The sequence below is a fragment of the Dyadobacter sp. UC 10 genome (assembly GCF_008369915.1).
Taxonomy (GTDB): Bacteria; Bacteroidota; Bacteroidia; order Cytophagales; family Spirosomataceae; genus Dyadobacter.
Map to the genome: position 1 here is coordinate 2,069,873 of NZ_VSRN01000001.1, position 20,241 is coordinate 2,090,113.

The following is a 20,241-nucleotide window of genomic DNA, read 5'->3' on the forward strand; positions in this document are numbered from 1 at the left end:
GATGAAAACAACCCTAAGCAAATTTGGGATAATGATTGCCCTTGCCAGTCTTTTTTCGTGCAGCGACGATAAACCCGCGGGGGAAGTAACGCCGGCGGAACAGCATTTCACCATTTCCGCCTGGGCCCAGGGCGACGACCAATACATTGCATCCGTTCCTTCGATCCAGGAAGGCAGTTTGTCGTTTTTAGGAAAAGGCATTGAAGCACAGGGCTCGCGCTATTTGTGGCACAAGCAATATGTGTATCAAATGAACCTGCCAGAGAAGAAATTCATCCAGTATGAAATGAAAGCCGACGGTTCAATTGCCGAAAAATCGTACATTCTGACCGATGGTGTGGTGCCCAATTATTTCCAATCGCTTAATGTAGTTGACGACAACACTTTACTCGTTTTGGGTGCTCTGGACGATAATAAAGGCCAGGCTGGCTGGGCAAGAATACGCGTCGATAACTTTTCAGTGATAGACAAAGGAACATTTACACTGCCTTACAATGCCGCAACGCCGGACGTAACCTTCTACCTGGGCCGCGGATTTGTGGATAATGGCAAATTCATTCTGGGCGGCTATTATTACAATGCTGCCACAAGAGCTTACGTAGTTGACGGTGTGAAGGCGCTGGTTTACGACTTCCCCTCAATGGGCAACATGAAAGTGATCAGCACCAATGCGACGAACGGCAGCGTGGGTTACGATTATCTGCATTCGGTAGATAAAGACGAAGAGGGCAACCATTATTTCGTGGTGAGCGCCGGTAAGTACTGGATGGGCAATGGAGGCAAATCGGGTGTGGTGCGGATCAAAAAGGGCACGGCCGAATTTGACAAAGACTACTTTTTCGACGTGACGACGCCAGTTGGCGACGAAGCTTGTTTGATGGGATTAAACTACGTTGGAAATGGCATTGCATTTGGGACAGTGCAATATGAAAGCAAAATGACCTCGGTACGGGACCGCTATAACGACATTGCCCAGGTTGTGAAATTGAATTTAAATACCAAAACCGTAACCGTAATGAACAGCCCTTTGAGCCCGGTCGGAATGGTACGTTCTCCATTGGTATTTAACGGCAAATACTATACAGGTATCAGCCCGGTGGATAAAGAAGCATTCATCTACGAATTCGATCCGGCAGGAGGGGCCGACAGTTTCAAAAAAGGTATTTCGCTCGATGGTGGCGGATATATTCAGGTACAGCTTATCGCGCCCCACCCAACAAAATAAAGACTCAAACATAACAGGGGAGATCGTCCGGACAGGCGGTCTCCTTTTTTGTTTCAATCAAAACATTAATTCGATAACTTTGCCGACGAACAGGAAATGGTGTCTTCCTACTAAAACCGCCTTTGCAGGCTGATGGCGCCTATTAGGATCAAAATATTTTTGTTCAACTAATAGGTATATATACCATGTCAGCAACCCGCCTTCGTCTCTCCAAAAAGTTAGCTATTATCTTCTGGAAGTACCCGATCATTTTTTTTACGATCAAATGGCTGGTCATTTCAGGACTGGTAGGCGTGTTTGCAGGCTCCGCTTCCGCATTCTTCCTGGTCTCTCTCGAATGGGCAACGCAATACCGGGAGGCGCACCACTGGATTATCGCCTTACTACCGCTTGCCGGGCTGCTGATCGGATGCATGTACCACTATTTCGGCAAGGACGTTGAAGCCGGCAACAATCTGCTGCTTGAAAACATCAACCGCCCCTCGGCGATCATATCCCTCAAAATGGCCCTTTTTGTACTGATAGGCACAATCGCCACTCATTTGTTTGGAGGATCGGCCGGCAGGGAAGGAACCGCCCTGCAAATGGGCGGCTCCATAGCCGACCAGTTTACCCGGCTTTTGGGTTTGCGACCGAGGGACCGGAAGCTCATACTCATTGCCGGTATTGCCGCCGGGTTCGGTTCGGTATTCGGAACTCCGCTTGCCGGCGGGATTTTCGCACTGGAAGTTTTCCTGATCGGCAGGATCCGGTACGATGCCTTGCTACCTGCTTTTGCAGCCTCCATTTTTGCTGACTTAACAACCAGAGCCTGGCAGGTCGGGCATACGCACTATCACATCGCATCAATCCCGCATCTTTCCGGAATGAATGTCTTGTATGCAGTAGTCGCCGGAATTGCATTCGGCGCAGCATCGGTGCTCTTCAGCAGTTTAACACACTATACAAGCCGCTTTTTTAAACAAAGCATTTCTTTTCCACCCTTTCGGCCGCTCGTGGGAGGCGCGCTGGTCGCAGCAGCTGTATTTCTTTTTGGCACTACCAGATACATCGGACTTGGCATTCCGGTCATCCTTGAATCTTTCGAGAACCAGCTCCCGCCCTACGATTTTTTCCTGAAAATCCTCTTTACAGCTGTGACGCTGGGAGCGGCTTTCAAGGGCGGGGAAGTCACTCCTCTGTTCTTCATTGGGGCAACCCTGGGCAATGCGCTTTCATACTTTATCCCCCTGCCGGTCGGATTGCTGGCAGGTATGGGGTTCGTGGCTGTTTTTGCCGGCGCCGCCAACACGCCGATAGCCTGTATTCTGATGGCCATAGAGCTGTTCGGCAGCGAATGCGGCGTGTACGTTGCTATTGCCTGCATCATTGCTTACTTTTTTTCTGGACACCGGGGAATTTATGGTTCACAACTGGTTGGCCAACCCAAACATCTCAGCTACGGGAGGCACACCGGAAAGATGCTTTCAACACTTCATTCGACCCCGAAAAGTTTCCGTCACCGAACAAAATAACTATGTGAGTGTCCGGTAGACGCATTCAGCTAAATATAGCTCCTGTTCCTGCTGAGTAAATATTCTGAATGCAAAAGGCACTTACCATGTTAGTCAGTAAGTGCCTTTTTATTTACTCAAAAATCAATTTTAAACTACTTATTCCACCAGAGCGAAGTCGTGATGTCATCATTACCCTGCGCCTTCACGGCGTTCTGGTAGTTGGCAAGATTCACGCTCTGCTCTTTCGGCGGGTAGTATAACCGCAATGGAACACCTTCGCCGAATAGCGGCTGGAATTTATAATCCGTCGTAGCGCCGTTCGCAGTTCTGCTCCACACCACGTCACCTGGTTTTACCAAAAACGTAGGATAACCCGTGCGGCGGATTTCGCTCCATGCTTCGTCACCCTGGGTGTAAAGTGCAAGGTATTTCTGGTTCAAAACATTCGCCTTATCAGCTTTCGGAAGTGCAGCCAGGTAAGTCGTAATATCCGCCTGTGCAACGCCCCATTTTTGCAAAGAGGCAGTTACGCCATTGATATAAGCCTGCTGATCCCAGTTTTTATATTCAGAAATCAGAAAAGCTACCTCTGCATATTCCTGCAATACTTCCCCGTAAGCCGCTGCATTTACGGCAGTACCCGGCAAGCTCACATCCGTGGCTGTCAGCAAACCCGCTGCCGCAACGGGCAATCCGTAAGGCTGGCCTACGTATTCACCGGCTGCGTTTTTAGTCGCATATATCAGCAAACGGGGGTCCTGCACTTTCACGGTTCCGATCTGACCTTTCAATGCATTGATCAGCACGTGCGAAACAGCGAAATCCTTGCGGTTGGCCGTCACCGTAGCGCGGTACAAAGGTGCCTCATTGGGTGCAAGTGCCTGGTATTTGAATACTGCATTATCTGCATTGGAAGTAAAAACGCCTTTGGCCAAAGCATCTTCAAAATGTGCATTCGACTCAGCAGGCAGTTTGGTGCGGATCCGTGTAGCAATGCGCAGGCGGAGCGAGTTTGCAAATTTGGCCCACAGCTCATTTTTACCTTTATAAATCACATCGTAATTGCCGAATGTAGTCGCCGTTTTGTACTTGATCAAAGTGTCACCAGCCGATTTCAGTTCATTCAGAATATCCTGGTAAATCTTCTGCTGACTTGCATAAGCCGGGCTCAGGTTCTCGGGATTTTGCTGCAAAGCCTGAAACTCAGGATCCGGGTTACCGTAAGATTGGTAAGGTACATTTCCGAAAACGTCGGTCAGGTTCTGGAAAACATACGCTTTCAAAATCCGCGCGATCGCGATCTGGTTTGCATTGGTACCTGCCACACCTGCCGCTGCTACGTCCTTTTTGGCCGGGTCGGTATTGAGGATAATGATCTCGTTCAGGTTATTGAGCGTTTTGTAAGCATTGCTCCAATAGGTATCCGAATACGAACGCGGAATATCGTATCGCGACTGGTCGCTGTAAATATTCTGGCTGTAATACTGCGCAAATAGCTGTGTCCCGCGCAAGGAGCTGTTTTCATTGCGGATATTATCGATCGCCTGTTTTTCGGCATTCAATAAAATGGTCGTCGTCGTCGCGTTTTCGGGACGGTTCGGGTCCCTGTTTACTTCTTCAAAATGGCTGTCGCTGCAAGATACAAGCAATGCTATTGCGCCGATGGCGAGTGAAAAGATGCTTTTCTGATATATGAACTTTTGCATGGTCTACAATTTTTAACTTTAAAATAGCTGGCTTAAAACTTCACATTCACATTCAAACCGTAAGTCGCCGGCACCGGAATGCTTCCGCCTTCCAATCCCTGAATGTTACCGCCGCTGCTTGTGAATTCAGGATCGATGTATTTGCTGGCTGTGTAAATGTTAACCAGGTTTCTGCCGTACAGTCCGAAGTAAACGGATTTCACCGTTTTGTTGGCCAGTGGCAGGCTGTACCCGAATGTGACCTCACGCAGCTTCACAAATGTGGCGTCGAATATTGTCTGCGGCGTTGGCCCGCTGTATTCGCCCCGCGCCCAGGCCTGCGCCGTAATGCGGGTATCGTTTGGTGAAATATTGCTCACCGAATAGGTTCCGTCTGCATTGTAGGTTACCGTTCCTTTCACGCCGTCGAGCACCACGCCTGTTTCCCGCACATTGTCGGCAGCTGTTTTTTCGAGTACACCTGCGTACATACCTACTTTATACGTTTGCGAGAAGAATTTCCCGCCCACACGACCATCCACCAGGAAGCCGAGGTTGAAGTTTTTGTAGGTAAAACTGTTCTGAAAACCAAACAGGTATTTTGGCAAAACACTACCCAGCGGCGTCAGTTGCTGCCCGCGGTCGTAGGTTCCGTCCGCCTTGATCACTTTCTGACCATCGGCAGTATAGATAAAATCATTACCCAGAATCTGTCCGTAAGGCTGACCTTCGCGTGCTACCAATGTAACCAGACTGTTCGCGAGCTGGAATGTATTTACACCGGGCGCAAGCTGGATCACCTTATTCCGGTTCCGCGACCAGTTCAGGCTCGAATTCCATTCAAAACCATTACCACGGATCGGCGTGCCGGTCAATGTAACCTCCACCCCTTTGTTATTGATCTTACCCGCATTGATCACCTTCGAATCGTACCCGAATGCGGAAGAAACCGGGATGTTGATAATCTGGTTGCGGCTCACATTGTCATAGTAAGTCACGTCCAGCCCTACCCGATTCTTGAATGCCTGCAAGCTCAGACCGGTTTCCCATGAACTGGTGATCTCAGGTTTCAAAGCCTGGTTGTTCAGCTGCGTCGGAAGTCGGTACGAAGCCAGTCCCTCGAAAGACTGGGTGGCTTCGTAGGCGCGCTGCAACTGGTAAGGATCAGTATCGTTACCTACCTGCGCCCAGCCGAGGCGAACTTTTGCAAAATCCAGCCAGCCGATATCTTTCACACCATTGAGTTCACTCAGTATCAAACTCGTTGTCAATGAAGGATATGCAAAAGAATTCCGTCCGATTGGCAAAGTAGAGGACCAGTCGTTACGTAAGGTTCCGTCTACGAAAAGTAAGCTTTTCCAGCCCAACGAGAAGCTTCCGAAAATAGAGTTGATCTGCTTACGGTAAGCGTTTGAATTCACCAGCACCGAGCTGGCGTTTTTCAAATTGTAGTATTCAGGAATAATCAATCCGCCCTGCGTTACAGCATCGCTGATGCGGCGGCGCTGACTCATGATATTTCCTCCCGCATTCACATTCAGTGAGATATCCCCCCAGCTCTTGTTGGCAGAAGCCAGTAACTCGTAATTGAACTCGCTGAAATTATTATTGTATTCCTGGTACTGCGATTGCGTGCGGGAATACACCGCAATGCGGTCCTGGTATTGGTAATTGTAGACATCCGCATTCACTTTTCCGCTCACTTTCAGCCAGCTGTTCACATCGTAAACGAGGCCCACATTTCCATAAAAACGATCGCGGTTTTCGTCGAGGTAACTTTCGTAAGCCGACCAATAGGGATTATCAATAAATTTCGCAGCCTCACCCGCTGGTGTATTCTGATAACCGCTGCGGTTCCACAGGATCTGCGTTCCGTCGGCCCTTTTGTAGTTTTTCAGCTTTTCGTAATCCACCTGCACGGCTCCCCATTGAAATGCTTCCAGGATAATATTCCGGTTGGTAGCACCTGTCCAGGGCCGGCCGGTCGACTGATTTTTGATGTAATTGAAATTATTGTAAACCTTCAATTTACCCAACTGCGTAGATCCCGAAAAGTTGATCGAATTCCGTTTTAATGAAGAATTCGGTACAGTACCTTTTACATTTTTGTTCGTATAGGAAAGGCGGTAAGTCGAGTTTGCATTCCCGCCGCTTACCGACAGACTGTTTGTATTGGCCACACCTGTTTCGAAGAAAGTGTGTACATCGTTTTTCGGGTAAATCCACGGCTGTGGGTTCAAATAGTCCGCAGTATTCTCGGGATCAAGGTTATACCAATGCAAAACGGGTGTTCCGTCGAGTTTCGGACCCCAGCTTTCATCTACCGCATACTCGGCGATATTGTAATTGGTACCACCGATATTAGCCTGCTGGAATGTGCTTGAAAAACCGCCGCCATAGAGTTTCTGACGTTTTGGAAGCCGCACAATGTTTTCAAATTCAATACCCGTATTCAGCGTCAGGTTCACCTTGCTGTTTTCTTTTCCTTTTTTGGTAGTAATCAAAATAACCCCGTTTGCCGCGCGCGTTCCGTAAAGTGCCGCCGCCGAAGGTCCTTTCAATACCGAAATATTTTCTATATCGTCCGGGTTAAGATCCTGGATCATGTTACCCACATCTTTTCCACCGCTTCCCGAGCTCGTCGCCGCGCTGTTCAGGTCTGCATTGTCGATCGGCGTTCCGTCGATTACATACAAAGGCTGGTTATTTCCTGAAATAGAATTGATCCCCCGTAAAAGCACACGCGACGAGCCGCCCATATTGCCCCCGGAAGTAACCACCTGTAAGCCCGCTACTTTACCTGATAGTGCACTCAAAGCATTGGTCGGCCGGGTTTGCAAAGCTTCCCCTTTGATTTCCTGCACCGCATAGCCCAATGCCCGCTTTTCGCGCGAGATACCGAGTGCGGTTACCACTACCTCGTTGAGGATCTTGGTATCGGCTTTCAATGCGACATTCACTTTGTCACCATTACCAATCGCCACATCCTGAGCCAGATAACCGATAAAAGAGACGACCAGCACAGCCGCATCGTCACTGACATTCAGACTAAAAGCACCGGCAACATCAGAAAGTGTCCCAGATGAAGTGCCTTTTATGGCCACAGAGGCCCCGGGCAGCGGCGTACCATCGTTCGCGTCGGTTATAATACCCGTGATGACACGCTGCTGTGCACTGACAAATCCTGTCGCCAGGAAAGTCAGAAGGAATAGGTAGAGAATCCGTATTTTCATAATTGTATTATTATAAGAGTGGTGAGAATACTTTTTTGAAAAATTACTTATTGATTTTTGATAGCGCTTAACACTAATTATTATGTACAATGCTATTTAATTAGAATATTAATTGGTTTTAAATAACTACAATAGACTTATATTGGCTTTTCGCCATTGATAGTTTTGCAAATTTATTAAAAACTGTCTAAATATTTATTCTCTATCGAATTTATAGAGTAAATAAATTTATTTGTCTTATTTCAGGATCAACTGACAGTCTTTATCAAACACAAAGTACTCCGGAATTGTGCCTTTGCCGGAAAAAACTTTCACCGCTCACTCAATAATATCTGCCGCAGTTCAAAATATGGCTGAATTCAGGGATGGCGCCAGGAGATTTAAGTGGCGAAATTTGCATTGTACCAAATCACAAACACTATGAAACGGATCGCATTTTTAGTCATCATCCTATTCCCTTTACTCGCAGCGGCACAAGATCAGGCGCTGCAGAAAGGCAAGTCGGTGTATGTGGAAACCAATAAAACAGATGTAGGAAAAAGCGCCGGCCAGGAGTTGAAAAGTGCTTTGGCGGAATGGGGATACTGGAAAGTGGCTTCTTCAAAAAGCGACGCCGATGTGATTTTAAAACTCGACACCAAAATTTCCGGTGGCGTTACGTGGACTTCCTGGGGCGGTAAAGCGGTGGCTTTGAGCGCATTGTTTGTTACCAAAGATGATCGCGAGATCTGGCAGTCGGAATATTACAAAGCTGCCCCAAACGGTGCAAATGGTTTTAATTCACAATCCGCCTCGGTGCGGAAACTGGTGAAAGGTTTGCGGAAAAAATTCGAGTAGCCACGGATTTCGCGCTTAATCTGACAAATATGATCTTCGAAACGAAATAAAAGGTAAGTTACGGTTCGCATTCTTACTTTGTCGTATGAGGATCCTATTCTTGTTTGTAATCGCCTGCGGGCTGTTCGCTTCCTGTAAAACCAAAGAAAAACAGCAGCCCGAAATAGCCGTGCGGGACACGACCATCAAGGTTGAAAATTCATTCACCGAGCTATTTATTGACACCACCGCGCTCGGCCGTTTTGTGGAAACGCGGAGTATGCAGGATAGTCTGGTCAATAAAATCCAGAGTTTTTACAATCGCCGGAACTACCAGTTTGCCTGGTTCTTCCCCGACGGCATGGCCGATTTTGTGCATTCATTCCTCAGCCTACAAAACGATTATATCCACGATTCCGGCGACAGCTCGCTCTATGACCCGAAACTGATGTCGCAGATCGATTCCCTGAAAACGCTGAAGCGCATTATACCGACTGACCCGCTGGTAATCGATACCGAGCTGGCATTGACAGAGCACTTTTTTAAGTATACAGAAAAGGCATATTCCGGTGACGGCAGTATTAACATCCAGGAACTCAACTGGTTTATCCCTCGAAAAAAGATAAATCCGGGCGCGTTTCTCGATTCCCTTCTGAAAAATAAAGGAGAAAATGTAGCATCCTACGAACCGGTGAATCGCCAGTATAATTTGTTAAAAGAGCAGCTGAGACTCTATAATAGCCTGAAAAATGAAGAATGGACAGAACTGGAACCTGTCAAAAAACTGAAAAGAGGAGACAGCTCGCCGGTTATTTCGGAGATTAAAAGAAGACTGGCTTTATTGCAGGACATGGAGCCGGGCGATTCTACCAAAATCTTTGACTCGACACTGGTAGAAGCAGTGAAATCTTTTCAGGCGCGAATGGGACTAAAAGCCTCGGGGGAAATCGGACCTGCATTTGTGAAAGAGCTGAATGTACCGGTTAGCGAAAGAATTCGCCTCATGCTGATCAATATGGAACGCATCCGTTGGGTCCCGGCGGCGCCAGCGACCGATTATATCCTGGTCAATATCCCTGAATTCCGCCTGCACATGTACGAAAAAGGCGAGCTTGCATTCGATATGAACGTAGTGGTTGGCTCCGAGGCGCACAGTACGGTTATTTTTGCCGGCAAACTCAATCAGGTCGTTTTCAGTCCCTACTGGAATATCCCGCCGAGTATTTTGAAAAACGAAATTCTGCCCGGGATTAAAAAAAACAAGAACTACCTGGCGCGGCACAATATGGAATGGAACGGGAACAGCGTGCGCCAGAAACCGGGCAAGTCTAATTCGCTGGGTTTGGTCAAATTCCTTTTTCCGAACTCCTACAATATTTACCTGCACGATACCCCTTCCAAAAGTCTTTTCGGCGAGTCGCAGCGCGCGTTCAGCCACGGTTGCATTCGGTTGTCGGAACCTAAAAAGCTGGCTGAGTTTCTGCTGCGCAAAGATTCAGCCTGGACTTCCGAGAAAATAACTGCCGCCATGAATAGCGGAAAGGAAAAGTATGTGCGGCTGCGCGGCGAAAATGAAATTCCTGTTTTTATCGGCTATTTCACCGCCTGGGTAGACCATACCGGTAAACTGAACTTCCGGAAAGATGTGTACGGTCACGACAAAAAAATGGCTGAAAGACTGTTCGCTTTGGCCGAATAGGCAAATTGATTAACTTCTTGATAATCTGGCGCCCAATTGGTAAGTTGTAAAATCGAAATCTGCTATCGCCGGATGAATAGAGTGCTGAGATACATTTTTGAGCGTCGCGGGCATTTACTTGCGCTGTTTTGCTGCCTTCTTTATTCCAGCCAAATTCTGGCCCAGTCGTCTGTTGTAAGGATTTCTTCTGATAGCCTCAACAAAACGCAGAGTTTCGATCTGCAAAATTCAAAATGGAAATTCCATCCGGGAGATTCCACCGAATGGGCTTCACCGCAGTTTCCGGATCATAACTGGATTGAGCTGGGCAGTGTTTTTGGGGAACATAATCTACCCAAGGACTGGAAAGGAATTGGCTGGTTCCGACTGCGGATCGTTACGGATTCAACATTCACCGGACGGACGCTGGCTTTTCGGGTCAATCATGACGGCGCGTCGGAAATATTTATTAATGGCTTCAAAAAAGGCGGTTACGGAAAGATAGGCCGTAATGCAGCTGAAAATGTTGCCAAACGTGCTCCCCACCAGCTGATCCCCTTTGACGCCTCCAAAAATGACACGATCCACCTCGCGATCCGTTATGCCAACTATAAGCCAGCATTTGCAAATTTCACCGGATTTCAATCGTGGATCGGAGAATATCAAAAGATGATGGCTACCTTGAAATTGAGTTGGGACAGTCAGGATTATATGATAGGCAGCATTGCGGCTATGTGTGCGTTTGCCTTGCTGCATTTGTGCCTGTTCATTTTTTATCCAAAACAACAAGCTAACTTATACTATGCGCTTTTCGTCGGGTTTGCAGCTTCGACGCAGATTTTCCGCTACTATAACGAGGTAATCTCTGACCCCTACCTGCAAGCCTATGCCTGGCCGGCTTTCGATGTTGCAAAGACGCTTACCACCATTTCCGCAGGTTTATTGTTTTACAAAATCGCGGGCACAAAGCTCACGCGGCTGCGGCTCGCGCTGATCCTCGTACCAGGGATATACTATGTGGCAGAATTCGCTTTTTTCCATGATTCTGCGCACGACGACCTCTTCAATCTGTATTTTCTGGCGGTTATTATCGATGGTATCCGGGAAACTTTCAAAGCTTCCCGGAAAGGTAGAAGGGGTGTCTGGCTGATCGCATTAGGTATGTTTGTTACGGCCCTGTTCTTCTTTTTTGTCGGTGTCGATATACTCAACCTTTTTGCAGGCAAGCTGCATATAATAGACCAGCTCATGGCGATCGGATTGCTTTTTATGCCGCTGTGCTTCTCTATTTTCCTGGCGCTGGATTTTGCAAGAACAAACAACGACCTAAGTCAGCGGCTCGCGGAGGTGGAAGCGCTATCCTCTCAAAAACTGCTGGCCGAACAGGAGAAGCGGGAATTGATTGAGCAGCAGGCAGAGACTCTGGAAAAAACGGTGATAGAGAGAACCGCGCAGGTGCAGCAGCAGGCCGATAAACTTCGCGAGCTGGACACATTCAAATCGCGGTTTTTTATCAATCTGACACACGAATTTCGCACGCCCCTTACGCTGATCCTCGGCCCCGCGGAACGTATCCTGGCCCGAACGCAGGACGCAGAGTCACAAAGCCAACTTGCCCTGATTACCAGACATGCGAAAAGATTGCTGAAAATGATCAACGAACTACTTGATCTGAGTAAACTGGAAGCCGGGAAAATGGAGCTGAACAATGCGCCGCTGGAAGTAGTCGGGTTGATAAAAAGCATCGCCTATTCGTTTGAAACACTAGCTAACCAGAAACAGGTCAGCATTCATTTTTCATCTAATACTGAAGACTTCACCGGGCTTACCGATAAAGACAAACTGGAAAATATCTTTTACAACCTCATTTCGAATGCAGTCAAATTCACACCGAGAGGCGGTAGTATTTCAATTTCTCTCATCTTTGACAAAAAGGAGGACCTAAATGAGCTGATAGCGACTATTTCCGACACCGGTACCGGTATCCCGGCTGAAAAACTTCCCTACATATTCGATCGCTTTTACCAGATAGACTCGTCCGACAGCCGCCCCCAGGAAGGTACAGGTATTGGCCTGGCCATTACCAAAGAGCTGACTGCCCTTTTGGGAGGAAGTGTTTCCGTAGAAAGCGAGGCGGGTAAAGGGACGAATGTAACTGTGAAACTTGCATTGGAAACGTCTGATGCGGTGGTAATTCCGGATAGTATTTTAATTAAACAGCAGCCTGCAAACATGACGGTCGAAACTGTGAATAACAGTGATTTTCTGAAATCGCCGGATTCGCACCTGGTACTGGTTATTGAAGATAATGCCGATCTCCGCTCGTTCATCCGCTCCTCGTTAGCAGGCAATTACCGCATTCTCGAAGCTGAAAACGGATTAAATGGACTTGATCTGGCATTTGACAATGTGCCTGATCTGGTGATTACAGATCTCATGATGCCGGGGAAAGACGGCTACCAGGTTTGTGCGGATATTAAAAGCAATGAGAAAACCAGCCATATTCCCGTCATCATCCTGACTGCCAAAGTGGATGTAGAGAGTCGGCTCACAGGTCTGCAAACTGGCGCTGACGCTTATTTACGCAAACCATTTCACGAACCCGAACTGATCGCCCAAATTGAAAACCTGATCGCCACGCGGCAATCACTTCGTGAAAAATACAGTCGCAACAACCTCTGGCTTACGCATAGTGCAGACCTGCCTTCGATCGAACAAGCCTTCCTGACAAAAGTCCGTAGGGCACTGGAGTCACATTTGTCGGACGAAACGTACAGCGCCGAACTGCTGGCTGGCGACGTAGGGCTGAGCAGAACACAGCTGCACCGGAAACTGAAGGCGCTGATCAACCAAACGCCAGGTGACCTGATCCGGACTGTCCGTATGGAAAAAGCGCTGGAATTGCTTCGCAAAAATGCGGGCACCGTTGCTGAGATCGGCTATATAGTGGGCTATGGCAATCCTTCTAACTTTTCGACCAGCTTTGCGCAGCATTTTGGATTTCCGCCGAGTGAGGCATCCAAAAAGGCCACTTCCAGCCCATAAAAGCATTTTTCATTACTATCGCTACATTTTCAAATGCATTTGCAACAAATCCAAATGTCCGGGAAAGCTGTATTAACTTGCTTTGTGAAGTCCAAAATTTCAGGGTATGAAACATTGCATTACACAAGCAATACTGGTTCACCCACACCCTCTCGAATGCGAGGCTGTTGCGGGTTGGCTGCAAAAGCGATCTACGATGAGCCTGGTCGGGAAAAGTAGTTGCCTGGAAAAGGTAATGCACATTCCATACCTCCGCGAAATCGACCTTGTGATTGCTTTCGCTTACAGCACCGAAGACACCGCAGGCCAGATCCTCGCGCTCCGGAAAGTGCATCCCGCACTTAAATTCCTGCTCCTTGGCCCCGGCTCCTCGATGAAATTGGTGAAAGAACTGATCCGCTCCGGTGTGAGCGGATATATCGGGATTGAAGCCGAGATCCATGAATGGGAGCATGCCATTAAATCGGTTTCGGAGGGAAAGATCTATTATGGACAGGAGGTAATGATGCGGCTTTCTGAAACTCCTTCCGAAGTTACCGAAAGCCAGCCTGCCCCCACTTCCAGGGACTTTCTAAGTAAAAGAGAGATCGAAATCCTCCGGCTGGTAGCCAGCGAATATTCAACCAACCGCATTGCCAGTGAACTTTTCATCAGCGGCAAAACCGTCGAATCGCATCGGAGAAACCTTTTTCAAAAGCTGGGAGTAAAAAATTCCGTTGGACTGACGAAGGTAGCGGTGCGGTTAGGGGTGGTTTGAAAATTGAATATTTCAATTGTTTTCACATTACCATACAACCTTCCCTTCCCGCCCACCCCTCTTTCAAGCAAAAAAGAACAGAACTGTCTTTACTTGCCATGAAAGTATTTCCTTTTGTTGTATTCCTGCTTTTTTCCCAGCATTTGTTTGCGCAAGACAGTTCCGAGGTTATTTACACCCAGGAACCACAGGATACCCTCACCAGGCAGCGGTTTATCGATCGCTACGAAAATGTTTTTATGACAAAAGTCCCTACCAGACATATGTTCAAGGTAGGCTTAACATTTTCACCCAATTATCTTTTCGCAATCGAAAACAGCCAGACCCAGAGCACTTCCTACCACGTCGGCTACGAATACAAGGCACTACCTTTCCTTTCACTTGGTACCGAAATCACTGCTGGCGGAGGCTGGGGAAGTCAGACTGAGTTCTCGGGAACTTTGGTCGCTAATGTGTATGGAAGGTGGTACTATGACATGAGGCGCAGAATTAAGGCAGGTGTCAATGTCAATAACTTTACCGGCAATTATCTGGCGATTGTGGCTGAAAAACGCTGGGGAACTGCTGAAACGAATTACCAGCTATCAAGATTCGGAGCAGAATTCGGCTTGCAGCGGCGGTTTTTAAATAATGGCCGGATCGAATTTGCCATCGGGACATTCTATCAGTTTTACCAGAAAGGATACTATCCTGCACTTTTGAGCTACGGACATAATAAAAAATCCGATTTTGTAATCGTTTCCAGGACGAGTATGGGGTTTGCGTTTGGAGACTGGCGGCGTAACAGGAAGGCCGCAATATGTGAAGTATTACGCTGCGACGAGTCGCTTTCACAGCAATGGAAACTGCTCTGGCCGAGAATTTACCTCTCCTCCCGATTCACTCAGGCAACTGCCGGATTGGCCTATGAACGCAAACTTGGCAACCGTCCATTGTCCGTTAATGCCCAGGTAACTGCCGATTACATGCGCATTGTGTCCTACATGCAGACCGGTACAGAAAACCAGCTCGTGAGTAATGATATTCAGCTCTGGCCATCACTTCAACTAAGGTACTATTTCGATACAAAACAAAAGCTCCGGAAAGGTACCGGCGGCAATAACCTATCGGGTCTGTACATCGGGCCGCACGGCGATTTTGTGTACTACAATAGCGAAACGATTTTCAGTATCGGGAGGCCGAAAAGGCATTTGGGGACAGGGGCAGCTTTGGGTTACCAGCAAACACTCTTCGGGAAAGCCTATCTTGATTTCGCATTGAGTTCCAGCTACAATTTCTTAAGACCAGGGCCTTACGAAAAACACTGGCTCAGCGCAATCAAGCTCGGTTTCGGGCTTACAATTTAGTACCGTACAACCATTTGAAACATTACCAGCCTCTTTAATTCAAACAAGATCTGATTTCGGAAAGACAAAAGTATTCCAGCAAAAAAATGAAACCGAACATACTGATATTCAACAAAATATTCCAAACAACCCTCCTCTTCTGGATGCTGCTGGTTTCGATGGCGCAGGCACAGGCGACTTTGCAGGTCGCTACTAAAAAGATCGAGCGGACGATCGGCGCGCCAGCTATCCGTACCTTGTTTGTCAATGCTGAAAAAGCAGATATAGAAATGGTTACCTGGACCAGGGCTGATATATCAATTGTGATGGAACTGTCGGCCAGGCATCCCGACCGCGCCACCGCCGCGCAGGACCTTTCCAAAATGCAGTATATAGCCGATCGTAACGGAAAAGATTACTTTCTGCGAAATTACATTGTTCTGAAAGATGGCGAAGGGAAGCCCGTTTCTAATTTCAAAGCCCGGTACACCATTCACCTCCCGGCCTCGTGCTCGGTTGACCTGAAAAATACGTTCGGCAATATTCAACTGAAAGGCCTGACGAACAACCTGAACCTGAAAGCAGATTTTTGCACCACTAATGTATCTGAATTGAGTGGAAAAGGCATTTTTGACACCGCATTCGGTGAATTGAGCGCTATTGAGGTTACCGGGTCTTTCTCTTTTTCAACAGACAGGACTAATATCAAGCTGGACCGTATTGGCGGAAGAGTCAAGCTTGATGCGCTGTATGGTCATATTGAAATCTACCCCACTGCCGGTTTGACCAGCCTTGGAATACGGTCTAAAAAAGCGGAGATCACGCTATTTACCAAAAACTGGCAGCAATTCGATTACACTATCAACAGTGCATACGCGACCATGAAGCTTCCGAACGGGTTTAAATGGAGACGGAATACAGCGGACTTTAAAGAGGCTTTCTTCTCGAAAAATCAGTTGGCCAGTGTTGATATCAATGCAGAATTTGGCCAGGTTACGATTAAATAACCCTTCTCAATTATAAGTATCGAATCGCAATACTTTGTCATTGCAGGGAGGACGGATACTTATTTTTAATAAACTCAACAGAATCGACAATCATATCTGACAATACGTTGATATCCACGTCTTTGAGTTTCTTGATATAAACACAGGCTTTACTTGATTTATGCTTTCCCAAAGCCGCGAGCCGCTCTTCGCTGTTAGGAAACCCCGGGATATACAGGGTTATCGCGCTGCTTCGGGGTGAGAATCCGACCAGCGGCGCATCGCCTTCGTGCCCGCTATCATATTTGTAATGATAGCTGCCAAATCCGATGATACTAGGGCCCCACATTTTAGGTTCAAATCCAGTTTTCTCTTGCATCAGCCGAAGTATCTCGTAGCTGTCGGCACGCTTGGTTGCGTCGGGGACCGCCTCTATAAAGTCTGCGACGCTGCTTTCCGTTTCGGTGGTTTTGTTTTTGGCCATAGCACTTTCTGATTATTTTGTCCAGTCAATTTCCTTAAATACAATCGATTTATAACCGTTCAATTCGTATAAAATCCCAATGGTATTTTCGCCGGTCTGCACGAGGTCTGAATAGGCGGTATAATCTTTCTCCCCGTTGCTGCTTTGGTCCACCAATATTTTTTTATCCCAGGTTTTACCATCATCGTAACTGACGCGCAACGTAAGATTGTCCCTCAGCCGGGTATTTGCGGCATTGGAAAACGCAAGGACAAAGTGGGTTTTAGTTTTCCCAATCGTTAGAATGCTCCCCTGACAAACCGGATCAGGCAGGTTTTTATCAAAATAAACCGTATCCCATTTGGCGCCTCCGTCACTGCTTATGGCCACGATGCGCGCCTTAATATCTCCCCGCTGATTACGCGAATTCATCATCAGTCTGCCACCTGATATTTCAGCAGCAATCGACTCATTTGATCCTTCGATATTGATATTGTCACTCAGCTTGAACGTAGCACCGTGGTCATCGCTGTAAAACCCATGCGCCCGGTAATCCATAAACTGAGGTTTTGGCTCGCCTTCGGAATGGTTGGCAGGAATAAAGATCCTGCCTCTGAACTTGCCGGAGGTGAATTGCATTGCATGCCCCGGGGCATTGGCATAACTGCGCCAGTCTTCCTGAAAATTGTAGCCGGGATTGACGAGCGGCTGCCGGGGCCGGTGCACTTGTTTGGTGATGTTAACCGGTGCCGACCAGGTCAGCCCGGCGTCTGTGGAAGTCTTATACCAAACTTCCCGGAGACCTTTTCCTTTTCGGTTTTCACCTTCGTGGTTGTTCCCTGTGTTATAAAATAAAAATAGCCGGCCTTTCGGATGTGCTGGGTCCGTGAGATCGAAAACCGGAGCTGGGTTGCCAGCCTGTAATGTATCATAACTAGCCACTACCTTTATCGCAGACCAATTTTTGCCATTGTCCTTGCTTCTCCTCATTACAATATCAATATTACCAAAGTCGCCGCCCCCATTGACCCTGCCTTCTGCGAAAGCCATGATAGTCCCGTCTGGCGCGCGCACGGCAGCCGGAATCCGGAAAGACTTGTAATTGTCTTTGCCGGAAAGGAACACTGTATTTTGCGCAGCTAACCGGTTTGGAAGAACGAGTAAAACAATCAGTGAAGCTAGAAGGATTGATTTCATATTTTGACTTGGAACGGCTCTTTTCAGATTATTTAGAACTTAAACTTTTATTGTTTATCCCGCATAGAAATATACAGTTTAAAGTGTTGCCAGAAAAGCCCGATATCAACATACGCACTGCTGCAGTCCATTACCGCGGAATTCGATTGAATTAGTTCTACAATACTGTTCTGTACAATAAAAGCATTCTTGTTCACCTAGATTGGCAGATTTTAATGGCATAACATTTGATTTATATCATAACAACGTTATAAACATTTCGATAAATAATGGTCACGTTAAACTTTGTCAAGGATGATTGGGTAAAGGAAAAGAACGGCTCAAAACTGATGCAGGTTGATGAATACCAGGTTGTTGAAGCCGTCACCTACACGAACGGAAATAAGGCATTACCGCTTGTAAAGCGTGTTTATAGTGGAAAAGTATGGTGCACCTGGGTCAATGAAAACAAGACCGTCGTCACCCAGCCATTCTGGGAAGAGGATCTCGAACCGGCTTCTCCGAGCGACATGCACTCTACATTCGACCTGCATTAATTCCGTTCTTACTAAGTAATTCACACACATTATTTTACATCAACCTGCTGTAACTGAAAAAGCCCGGAAGACGATCTCCCGGGCTTTAATTGCAGGCATACATCAGGGCTTTACGTCGCCTGACTTGTTTACAGATGTGGAATCATCCATTTCTGATGTTCCTTTTTTGTTTTTTCTTCGATTCATTCTTTCAGCTTTCCGGCTGTTGGACGGTACCAGAGTATCCCTGATGACTGCTCCTGAACTGCTTTGACCTTTGATTAATGTATCCTCAGAGGGGATGTTAGCAGGTCGCACAGGAGATTGCGGTGAATTAAAATCGGTCTTCTTTTCCGTTTCAGGCGATGTTGTTGCCGGATCCTGTGTCGGTACGGTCTGCGGGACAGTCTGTCCGGGAGTTGGATTCTGCGCGGGGGTAGTCTGTGCGTAGGCGATCCCTGCACTGGCAAGAAAAGCGCTTACGATTATTGCTGGTAGCTTTTTCATATCATCTGGTTTTTAGTTGATTATCCAATTCTGTGGATAACCGTTTCATACCAAAAGCATTCCAGAAGCGGCTCTTCCTGCAAATACAATAATATTATTCTGAGTTTATATTTAATTTAAATGAGATGAAACGAAGGCTTCTTGTGCATTTGACTAGCGATTCCGGGACTTTATCTTCATTTGACAATCCACATATTGCGTAGACTAATACACAGAGACACAACAAATTGCCATCTGGCGTAAATCAAAAATTCATAGAAATACTTCGCATTTCAACTTGCATCGTTACACATATTGCTCCATAGTGGCGCTACAAGCCACCATTGAGCTCAAAATGTATAGAATTGGTAAAGTACCTGCCACTTATCTTCTTTTCCCGGATCAGCCGCAATCTTAATGTACGGTTCCGGGCAGGAAGTCGTAGGGCAAGCCCAGTAAACTAATTTTTCAAGCGGCTTGTCGCACGTCATGCGCACGCCTGCGCGGGTCCTGGTATTTTCAATCTTGATGTCATAATCTTTTGCTGACTCACCGAAGCCCTTCAACCCGCTACTGAAAACCTGATCTCCTTTTACCACTTCACGTGTGTAGACAAGCTGTTTATTTTCTGCCTTGATAATATCACCGAAGCCGCTACCCTCCCCTGCCACATCAAAAGGAAAAACGATGCGCAGATTTTCATTGGAAGGCTCATTATCGATCATGAAAAAATTATGATTGTAAGTGCTTGTTACGATTGGCTTTGTCCCGGTATTTTCGAGATTATGCTCTAAAACCAGCTCTGGTTTGCCTGGAACCAGCCTAAGGGTTTTTGTATAAATGTAAGAATAGCCAGCTGCATCCTGCAATTCATGGATGAACTCCACTTTGTCTTTTCCTTTGTTAACCTTCCACCTACCGGCATTTTTCACCTGATAATCCCTTGCAAATGCGTACTTTCCATTGTCCGGTTTAACAAGCTCACCTACGCCGATCTTTACAAATGTCTCTCCCGGTTTGGCTTCGTCGAAATTCAGTGCTACAAATTCTTCAACCGGCCCCATGATTGCGTCATGCAATTTGGGATCGTAAGGTGCCTGGTTCCATTTTCCGAAATAGGAATGCCCCTTGTATTCGAGACTTGGGACAACCCCTCCCCAATCAAAACGTGTTCCCCTGTAATATCCTTTTTCTGCGTCGGGCAGGTATAACTTTGCCTGAATAATGCCATTTGTTATTTCGGTGGCGGGATAATCTGCCAGCCTGAAAGCGCTACCGCAAATGGCAAGAAGGGCGATAATGAGACTGATTTTACTTTTCATTGGAAGATCGGC

15 protein-coding genes and 1 riboswitch are annotated in these 20,241 nt (G+C 47.1%); of the genes, 9 read left to right on the forward strand and 6 right to left on the reverse strand.

What is annotated here, in order from left to right; translation table 11 throughout:
- The first annotated feature begins 1 nt into the window (after nt 1).
- Nucleotides 2-1,225: a DUF4374 domain-containing protein gene (locus tag FXO21_RS08325; RefSeq protein WP_149639659.1), complete on the forward strand. Its 1,224-nt coding sequence runs from the start codon at nt 2-4 to the stop codon at nt 1,223-1,225.
- A gap of 83 nt (nt 1,226-1,308) precedes the next feature.
- Nucleotides 1,309-1,374: riboswitch (Fluoride riboswitch) on the forward strand.
- Between the two features lie 36 nt (nt 1,375-1,410).
- Nucleotides 1,411-2,739, forward strand: a complete 1,329-nt coding sequence (locus FXO21_RS08330; RefSeq protein WP_149639660.1) for a voltage-gated chloride channel family protein — start codon at nt 1,411-1,413, stop codon at nt 2,737-2,739.
- Nucleotides 2,740-2,873: 134 nt separating this feature from the next.
- On the opposite strand, the gene FXO21_RS08335 is transcribed toward FXO21_RS08330, so the two are convergent.
- Together FXO21_RS08335 and FXO21_RS08340 are read right to left on the reverse strand one after the other, a co-directional pair.
- Entirely contained in the window at nt 2,874-4,427 is a 1,554-nt protein-coding gene (locus FXO21_RS08335) for a SusD/RagB family nutrient-binding outer membrane lipoprotein (RefSeq protein WP_149639661.1), read from the reverse strand.
- Between the two features lie 32 nt (nt 4,428-4,459).
- A complete protein-coding gene (locus FXO21_RS08340; protein ID WP_192579192.1) occupies nt 4,460-7,639 on the reverse strand; it encodes a SusC/RagA family TonB-linked outer membrane protein in 3,180 nt (1,059 codons plus the stop codon).
- Nucleotides 7,640-8,059: 420 nt separating this feature from the next.
- Here FXO21_RS08340 and FXO21_RS08345 point away from each other — a divergent pair, with 420 nt between their 5' ends.
- The 6 genes from FXO21_RS08345 (at nt 8,060) to FXO21_RS08370 (ending at nt 16,267) form a co-directional block, all read left to right on the forward strand.
- The gene (locus tag FXO21_RS08345) at nt 8,060-8,476 is read left to right on the forward strand and encodes a hypothetical protein (RefSeq protein WP_149639662.1); all 417 of its coding nucleotides are present in this window, start codon (nt 8,060-8,062) and stop codon (nt 8,474-8,476) included.
- 85 nt (nt 8,477-8,561) lie between these two features.
- Nucleotides 8,562-10,154: a L,D-transpeptidase family protein gene (locus FXO21_RS08350; RefSeq protein WP_149639663.1), complete on the forward strand. Its 1,593-nt coding sequence runs from the start codon at nt 8,562-8,564 to the stop codon at nt 10,152-10,154.
- A gap of 72 nt (nt 10,155-10,226) precedes the next feature.
- Nucleotides 10,227-13,178 (forward strand): ATP-binding protein, encoded by a 2,952-nt coding sequence (locus FXO21_RS08355; protein ID WP_149639664.1) that lies wholly within the window; start codon nt 10,227-10,229, stop codon nt 13,176-13,178.
- Nucleotides 13,179-13,284: 106 nt separating this feature from the next.
- Nucleotides 13,285-13,935 carry a response regulator transcription factor gene (locus FXO21_RS29125; protein WP_149639665.1) on the forward strand — a complete coding sequence of 217 codons (651 nt, stop codon included), beginning with the start codon at nt 13,285-13,287 and terminating at the stop codon, nt 13,933-13,935.
- Between the two features lie 98 nt (nt 13,936-14,033).
- Nucleotides 14,034-15,281 carry a hypothetical protein gene (locus FXO21_RS08365; protein WP_149639666.1) on the forward strand — a complete coding sequence of 416 codons (1,248 nt, stop codon included), beginning with the start codon at nt 14,034-14,036 and terminating at the stop codon, nt 15,279-15,281.
- 86 nt (nt 15,282-15,367) lie between these two features.
- Nucleotides 15,368-16,267 (forward strand): DUF4097 family beta strand repeat-containing protein, encoded by a 900-nt coding sequence (locus FXO21_RS08370; protein WP_149639667.1) that lies wholly within the window; start codon nt 15,368-15,370, stop codon nt 16,265-16,267.
- 37 nt (nt 16,268-16,304) lie between these two features.
- On the opposite strand, the gene FXO21_RS08375 is transcribed toward FXO21_RS08370, so the two are convergent.
- Nucleotides 16,305-16,730 carry a DUF1801 domain-containing protein gene (locus tag FXO21_RS08375; RefSeq protein ID WP_149639668.1) on the reverse strand — a complete coding sequence of 142 codons (426 nt, stop codon included), beginning with the start codon at nt 16,728-16,730 and terminating at the stop codon, nt 16,305-16,307.
- Between the two features lie 12 nt (nt 16,731-16,742).
- Nucleotides 16,743-17,906 carry a sialidase family protein gene (locus FXO21_RS08380; RefSeq protein ID WP_149639669.1) on the reverse strand — a complete coding sequence of 388 codons (1,164 nt, stop codon included), beginning with the start codon at nt 17,904-17,906 and terminating at the stop codon, nt 16,743-16,745.
- Nucleotides 17,907-18,175: 269 nt separating this feature from the next.
- Here FXO21_RS08380 and FXO21_RS08385 point away from each other — a divergent pair, with 269 nt between their 5' ends.
- A complete protein-coding gene (locus FXO21_RS08385; RefSeq protein ID WP_149639670.1) occupies nt 18,176-18,442 on the forward strand; it encodes a hypothetical protein in 267 nt (88 codons plus the stop codon).
- Nucleotides 18,443-18,544: 102 nt separating this feature from the next.
- Here the strand turns inward: FXO21_RS08385 and FXO21_RS08390 are convergent, their stop codons facing one another.
- A complete protein-coding gene (locus FXO21_RS08390) occupies nt 18,545-18,928 on the reverse strand; it encodes a hypothetical protein (protein WP_149639671.1) in 384 nt (127 codons plus the stop codon).
- Nucleotides 18,929-19,257: 329 nt separating this feature from the next.
- Nucleotides 19,258-20,229 (reverse strand): hypothetical protein, encoded by a 972-nt coding sequence (locus FXO21_RS08395; protein WP_149639672.1) that lies wholly within the window; start codon nt 20,227-20,229, stop codon nt 19,258-19,260.
- Between the last annotated feature and the right edge of the window lie 12 nt (nt 20,230-20,241).